The organism is Parendozoicomonas sp. Alg238-R29 (assembly GCF_947331445.1).
Taxonomy (GTDB): domain Bacteria; phylum Pseudomonadota; class Gammaproteobacteria; order Pseudomonadales; family Endozoicomonadaceae; genus Sansalvadorimonas.
On record NZ_CAMZOG010000134.1, the window covers coordinates 1 to 7125 of the forward strand.

The window sequence follows — 7125 nt, forward strand, 5'->3', positions numbered from 1 at the left end:
TCCGTCGAGGCTGAAGCTGGCATTGTCGACCCGACCTGAATGTTGGATGGTGGCTTTTTCCTGCCATTGCCCGTTAACAAGCCCCAAGATTTTGGCGGTATTATCGATTGAGACTGTCACAAGGTGATGTCCGTCGGGGCTGAAGTCGGCATTGATGACCCAACTTGAATGTTGGATGGTAGTTATGGGCTTGCAGATAAAAGCTTTTGTTCTAGTTAATACTCTGGCGATGGTAAAAAACAAGACTTTAGGAAAGTACTGATGTCCTAAAAGGCTATCTAGCTGTTTTATTGATGCTTTACCTTCATCACCAAAGCCGCTCAGGTTATTACGGATTAATGAACGGTAACACTCCACTGGTTTTAGCAGACTGGCTGCATATGCCGTTGGATGGCATCTACGATAAAAAGCACGAGCCTGTAGATGCAGATTATCAACATGATGCTTCCATTGGGTACAAACCTGCCTGCAGGCAACCAGATCTCTGTGCCCAAGATTTGAAAGGATTGTTACAACTATTTCAGGTGGTAATTGTCTTATCTTTGATTTTGATTCGTCAACACACTTTTTAGTTTCAGTTTCTTTATTATCAGCTTCTTTATTATCAGCTTCTTTATTATCAGGAGTAGAGGAGGCTGGCCGCTTAGATGCTCGTATTCCATCCATTGCATTTCGCTCCCGGTATTAGTTGTCTTTAATATGATGAGACAATTCTGACATTAACTTTGTTCCAGCCAGCAAGTAACAAACGAGGTAACAGCTCTGTTCACCGTAAATGTAGGTCACATGAACTACACATCTACCTACCGGTTTCTGTCGAATATGGAACCATCGTCATGCAGCAGACTCGATTTGAAAAATTTCTGAAATCGCTTAACACATGATCTCCCGAACAGCTGACCTGTTTGCACAAAACCTTGCCGCCATGTCCCGAAAAGCCTGAGAGTGCAGTACCCAGCTATATAGATAACTAACAGCACTGATAGTGTTTTCGGAGTAATCAAATGCAAGCATAGATTTCAAATAGCACAAACCAACTCAAATCACTGAGAAAGAAAATCCATGTCGATTATCACCAGAAGCCTCGCAGCAGACATGCCTAATTACCACCACCCCAACATGGATGCCAACTTGGCTGTTGTCGTAGTTGATGAAGATACCAAGTTGAGATTTGATATCAGATGGCCAAGCTTCGCCTTGCATTCCGGGGTCAGAATCTACACGAAAATGTGACCTTAACTATACCTGCGTTTTTGCATGTTCATTAACCAGGGAGCTTTAGCTTTAGCCGTAAGGGAAAACCGCTTTCATTCAAAGCGGTTTAAAAAAATGCAAGTTTCGACTTTGTTATCACCCATCAGGTTATCAACCACCAGTCACTGGTGGGAAAAACGCCACCTCATCACCATCATTAATAGTAGCGGAATCCTTGGTCATCACCTGATTCACGGCAACCAGGGTTTTGCGATCCTGCAATATCGTTTTCCACAACTCGCCACGCTCCGCCAGTTCAGCTTTAAGGGCAATGATATCTGTAGCCTGAGAGTCCAACTTCAGCTGGTCACATCCTAAACGATCACGATAGCTGGCAAAGAAAAGTACTTTAATCATATATAACGCCTTTTATTCAGCATCCGCGATGTAGTGGCCACTCTTGCCGCCGCTTTTTTCCAGCACGCGTACGCTGTCAATACACATGGCTTTGTCTACAGCCTTGCACATATCAAAAATTGTCAGCGCAGAAACAGATGCAGCTGTTAATGCTTCCATTTCAACACCGGTTTTGCCGCTTAAACGACAGCAGGTTTCTATACGAATACGGTTATGTTCTGGCTGCAGCTCAAATTCAACACCAATAAAGTTCAGCATCAAAGGATGGCAGAGCGGAATCAGGTTGCCACATTGTTTAGCCGCCTGGATTCCAGCAATGCGGGCAACAGACAAAACATCGCCTTTTTTCAGGCCATTCTCCTGCACTAACTGCAGTGTTGCTGGTGCCATAGAGATATAAGCTTCAGCTCTGGCTTCACGACTGGTGCTGTTTTTCTCACCAACATCCACCATCCGTGCCTCGCCACCTTCAGCGGTATGGGTCAGATGACTCATATTATTCACTCTTGCCTGGCTTTAGCTGTTCAACAAAGTTACAGGGGCGGTGACGACTGTCGAGCTGTTCACGAATCACCTGCTCCCAGGCCGTTTTACAGCCGTTATTGGAACCGGGCATAACAAAAACAATGGTACCATTAGCCAGGCCAGCAACAGCTCGAGATTGGATGGTAGACGTACCAATCTGTTCAAAGGACACCTGACGGAACAGTTCACCGTAACCATCTACAACTTTATCAAACAATGGCAAAACGGCTTCGGGGGTGCTGTCACGGCCAGTAAAACCGGTACCACCAGTGATCAATACTGCCTGAATGTCTTCAGAAGCAATCCAACGGGAAAGTACCGCACGAATCTGGTAAATATCATCAATAACAATGGCCTTATCACCCAACTTGTGCCCGGCAGTCTTAACGCCCTCTACCAGTAGGTGACCAGAAGTGTCTGTTTCTTCTGTTCGGGTATCGGAGACCGTTAGTACTGCGATAGACAGGGGTATAAACGCTGCAATTTTTTTATGAGCCATAACTGCAATCCACTGGATCAAAAATTCACAGGCAAGCCTGCCAGAAATTGCAAAAAATAGCAGCTTAAAAGAGGAGGAGGCTTTTAAAGGCCGCCGACAAGTTTTCTAACCCACCCGAATAATACTTTTGGGGCCGTACCTTGTTGCACTGCAGGCTCCTCAATAGTCTTTCCCTGAAGAGCTTGTTTAGCCTGAGTGGGTGTAAATCTCTTTGAAGGCTCAAACTGCAACATTCCCGTGAGCATAACCACCATACGATCAGCTTCTTCCTGACTCAACGAGGGAATTATTCTTGGATTAATTCGTTTAGCCAACCACGAACCGAGGTCACGTTCTTTTAGGACAGGTAATGCGTTGGCAAAAAACTCTTTCGCCTTCGTTCCAGGAAAGCGTAAATATTCCCAACCTGTTACCATCTCGTAGAAAAGACAGCCTGCTGAAAATACATCCGCCGCTTCATCATAGCCCTCTGCCGTCTCGCCCATTGTCAGAGCCATAATCTCAGGTGCCACATAAGCTGGTGTACCTAAGGGATCTAACATCTTTGAAAAAGGCTTCTTCTCCACTGCTTCGCCAAAATCCACAATACGAATCTGACCATCCCTCGGGTCAATCAGTATATTATCCGGTTTTATATCCCGGTGAATAACTCCTTGGCTTTTAAGGTATTCGAGCCCATCCAGAACCTGTGAGCAGATGTGATCGCGATACTGCGCTTGTTCCCTTTGGTCAGCTTTCAGAGCAGAACGCATTTTATCTTCCGTTGCCCCAATCTTATATTGTGGCAACGGTTCATTCAGAGCCTTAAAAAACTCCGTGAGGTTTTTACCGCCATCCTCCATATACAGGGCTTGCTTAAATAGTGAAACTTTGCGCTCTCTGGCCGCCTTTACAATATTTGGGTGGTGTAATCGCTGGAGTAATTTTTCTTCCCTTTTCAACTTCCAATACTCAGACAAACCACCTTTTCTGAGGTTTTCTTTCCGAACACTAATAGGCCCAGCCTCTTCTGGGGATACAGTATCTACAGAACCATAACTTCCCGCACCAACATTTCGAGACACCCGCATTTCAGAATCTTTTTTAGTGACCTGCACCGCCTCAATATCATTGGGGAGCTTTTCTGACCTATGAGCTTTTCCTTTTTCCTCGTCACGAAAATGCTGGTAAGCCAGCATTTTCTTAGCCCTTTCCGGGTTAGTAATATGACGAATCTCTCTTCTCTCAAGAGGTGTATCAACTTGGGCTGAATCACCGCGACTCTCACTTTGAGGCGGAGTTTCACGCCCCAACACATTTTTAATCAGAATCACCAGCCTTGGCCCCCAACTCCGGGGATCATAGGATTTCCTCTGGCTTTTCTGTGGTTGCAACCCAGCTTCCTGTGGCTGCACACTCACTCTCTGATCAACTCGACCTGGCTCTGACATTTTCACCATCCCTGCCCATACACTTTTAATATAGCCAGCCTGTAATATAGCCAGCCTGCTTTAATCAGCCCCAGTGTCACAATGTGACATTTTCTGCCCACCAGTGTGTGAATCAGATCCCGTTATAGATATTCACCATTAGTCACGGCAGACGAATGCAGACATAATGTCTAAAAAACATGCCACTTTAATTACTCCGCTTTAGCAGAATCCTCTCTCTGAGGCGTAAGCAGGATTCGGTTGGGATAAGTGGTCAGAGCGGAGATTTCCAATGTCTGCAGCAGAAAACGTCATTTCATTAGGTAAAAGAGAGCGATCTCAGCAGTCTGCCCCTCAGAGCAGACCTGAGGTGAAATTGCCTGAAACTGTTAAAAAGCTTCGGGATACAAGCTGGCAGGGGCTGAAAACGTCTCTTAATATGTTTTTCCAGAAGGCTGACGATCACTTTTTTGAACTGTCCAATAAGAGTTCAGACGGTGATAACCACAACCTTTATTTTGAACTGATGCGGGAAATCAGGGTTCAGAAAAGCGCCATGCTCGAAGATATGGAGCAAACCCTGAGCGCAGCATTTGGCCACCTTGCCATTCCTCTTCAGGAAAAGAAAGAAACCGCATCTGGCCAGTGGTCTGTGGATGATCTCGCCATTGTGGAAAATGACGAACTGGAAGAACAGGTTGCCCTCAACGCCATGATCGCTTTGGGTAACGAGCGCTGTGGTGAAGCTCTTCAACACCTGACCCTGCGCCTCGACAGCCTTTTACCCATTAAGGTTTATCAAAAAAACAACCCGCTGGCTCCGGAGAGCATCTGTGGTGCTTTTATCAAGTCCACCAAAACACTGGACTGTGATATCAGAGGCCGGATTACTCTGTTCAAGCTGTTTGAAAAAACTGTTGTCGGCAGGCTGGATACACTCTGCGAAGCCAGCAACTCATTACTCGCTGAACAAAATGTGCTTCCCTCCCTGAAACAGGATTTGCAGGAATCACAAACCCGGCAACAAACGCAGACAGGCAGCCAACAATCAATCTATGATCAGGAAACAGGCCGCATAGCCAATATTCCTGAACAGGAATTGCCACAAGCTATTCGCCAGCTGGTAACTGCCAGCCAGCCGCAACAAGCGGAAAACTCTGTTAGCTCAACAGAGTTGATGAAAATACTTTCCCAGCTTCAACAGAATCAGCCGCTGCAGGGAGTGCAGACAACCTCTGCCAACACTCCCTTGCAGATGCAGGAATTGATTCAATCCCAGAATCAATCTCTGGATATGAAGCAGGACGAAAACGACGTTATTAATCTGGTTGGCATGCTGTTCGAGTTTATTCTGGATGATCGCACGTTACCTGCTGCCATGAAGGCATTGCTTGGACGGATGCAGATTCCATTAATTAAAGTTGCCCTGAACGATCACACCTTCTTCAGTAAAAAAGGTCACCCAGCCCGTCGTTTGTTAAATGAAATGGCAACTGCTGCTCTTGGCTGGCAGGAGAGTGGCGGAGGTAAAGACAAGCTGTTGGGCAAGATGGAAGATATTGTCCAGTATCTTCTGAATGACTTTGACATGGATGCCAGCATTTTTGATGACCTTCTGGCAGACTTTACCCTATTCAATTCTCAGGAACTGCGCCGTTCCGACCGTCTTGAGCAGCGCATGCTCGAAGCCGAGCAAAAACAAGCCCAGGCTGAAGCTGTTCGCAATACTGTAAAGCACACTATCAACCATTTGATTGGTGACCGGGATGTTCCACCGGCAGCTCTCACCATTCTTGAACAAGGCTGGCAGAACGTTATGTTCCTGACCGCCTTGAACAAAGGCACTAAGAGCCCGGAATGGAAAGTACAACTAAAAACCGTTCATGACCTGATCTGGAGCGTTACTGCCCCCATGAATCAGGCTAACCGTGCACGGCTGCAGAAACTTAGCCCACAGCTTGGCGCCCGTTTGAAAGCAGGGCTTGAAAGTATTTCCTTTGACCCCTTCCAGCGAGCGGATCAGTTCAAAGCCCTGAAGACCGTTTATATTCAACGGGTAAAAGCGGCTCAGGCTGGAGAGAAAGAAGCAAGGAGCAAAGTTCAGGAAACAACAGAGTCTGCCACCGTTGTTGATATTTCAGAGATTGATAATTCTTCAGAGTTTGAAACCACTCCTGACAATTTTGACTCTACAACTGTTATCCCGGAAGTTCTGGAACCCGTTCAAGATGAAGCTCCAGAAATCGATGAAAACGACCCGTTTCTGAAACAGGTTGATAATCTGGTTGCCGGTGGCTGGTTTGAAATGCAGGGCCCTGATCGCCGGTTCCGCTGTCGTCTGGCCGCGGTATTAAAAGCCACTGGCAAGTATATCTTTGTGAATCGTACAGGTATAAAGGTTGCTGAAAATAACCGTTATGAACTGGCGAATGCATTGCGAAACAATGAATTAAAACAACTGGATGATGGCATGCTGTTTGATCGGGCACTGAAAGCTGTGATCACAGATCTTCACCGTTCAGGAAGAGGAGTCAGCGCCTAGAGAGCCTGTTTATAATCAGGCCCTGCCCCACACTGAATAAAATTCAGTATCAAAGACAATTCTATACAGGAACTCAAGTTCCACTGCGTTGAAAATCCAACCAAAGAGCCATTGCATGATGATTATCACAACAACCATTTAACTTCTATGCAACCGGTTCCTTTGCATCCCCTATGGCATTGAGTGAATGCATTACCTTTCCTCAAACGATCTGCCGGGCATTATCAAAACGCAGCTACACGTAGCTTTCACCGTTAAAAACCTTCAGGAAGCTATTCAAGGAAAAAATCATGCTTGAGCCGGAAAGCCCGACAGTGAGAGTAACTATCGCTTTTATTCTGGAAGGAAGAGATCTAATTTCACTGCTGTCCGGTTAAAAAAATCGAGAAAGGCGTGAGATGCCTGTCTTTAGTGGTTTGCGGTAAAATAGCGGTTGTCGAGACAGCTATTTCACAAAACAAAAAAGACAGACATGAAGCATCATAACAGCGTTTTCCAACAGTTACTCAAAACAATCCCACGTCACCAGTTTCAGAAGG

General features: G+C 45.9%; 6 protein-coding genes. 1 reads left to right on the plus strand and 5 read right to left on the minus strand.

Translation table 11 applies throughout. From position 1 onward, the window contains the following. The 5 genes from QMA35_RS20420 to QMA35_RS20440 form a co-directional block, all read right to left on the minus strand. On the minus strand, positions 1 to 666 hold a 666-nt coding region (locus tag QMA35_RS20420; protein WP_281648993.1), incomplete at its 3' end, for an F-box/WD40 repeat-containing protein. Between the two features lie 699 nt (positions 667 to 1365). Continuing rightward, the gene (moaD, locus tag QMA35_RS20425) at positions 1366 to 1611 is read right to left on the minus strand and encodes a molybdopterin converting factor subunit 1 (protein ID WP_281648994.1); all 246 of its coding nucleotides are present in this window, start codon (positions 1609 to 1611) and stop codon (positions 1366 to 1368) included. Positions 1612 to 1623: 12 nt separating this feature from the next. After that, positions 1624 to 2106 (minus strand): cyclic pyranopterin monophosphate synthase MoaC, encoded by a 483-nt coding sequence (gene moaC, locus QMA35_RS20430; protein WP_281648995.1) that lies wholly within the window; start codon positions 2104 to 2106, stop codon positions 1624 to 1626. A 1-nt stretch (position 2107) separates the two neighbouring features. Next, positions 2108 to 2635 carry a molybdenum cofactor biosynthesis protein B gene (gene moaB / locus QMA35_RS20435; RefSeq protein ID WP_281648996.1) on the minus strand — a complete coding sequence of 176 codons (528 nt, stop codon included), beginning with the start codon at positions 2633 to 2635 and terminating at the stop codon, positions 2108 to 2110. A gap of 83 nt (positions 2636 to 2718) precedes the next feature. Continuing rightward, positions 2719 to 3948, minus strand: coding sequence for a serine/threonine-protein kinase (locus tag QMA35_RS20440; protein ID WP_281648997.1), 1230 nt, complete (start codon positions 3946 to 3948; stop codon positions 2719 to 2721). A 388-nt stretch (positions 3949 to 4336) separates the two neighbouring features. Here QMA35_RS20440 and QMA35_RS20445 point away from each other — a divergent pair, with 388 nt between their 5' ends. After that, positions 4337 to 6586: a DUF1631 domain-containing protein gene (locus QMA35_RS20445; RefSeq protein ID WP_281648998.1), complete on the plus strand. Its 2250-nt coding sequence runs from the start codon at positions 4337 to 4339 to the stop codon at positions 6584 to 6586. Positions 6587 to 7125: the final 539 nt, after the last annotated feature.

Excerpts from the sequence above, each read along its gene's own strand:
- QMA35_RS20445 (WP_281648998.1), top strand. The coding sequence starts at position 4,337 with ATGTCTGCAGCAGAAAACGTCATTTCATTAGGTAAAAGAGAGCGATCT.
- moaD (WP_281648994.1), bottom strand. The coding sequence starts at position 1,611 with ATGATTAAAGTACTTTTCTTTGCCAGCTATCGTGATCGTTTAGGATGT.
- moaC (WP_281648995.1), bottom strand. The coding sequence starts at position 2,106 with ATGAGTCATCTGACCCATACCGCTGAAGGTGGCGAGGCACGGATGGTG.
- moaB (WP_281648996.1), bottom strand. The coding sequence starts at position 2,635 with ATGGCTCATAAAAAAATTGCAGCGTTTATACCCCTGTCTATCGCAGTA.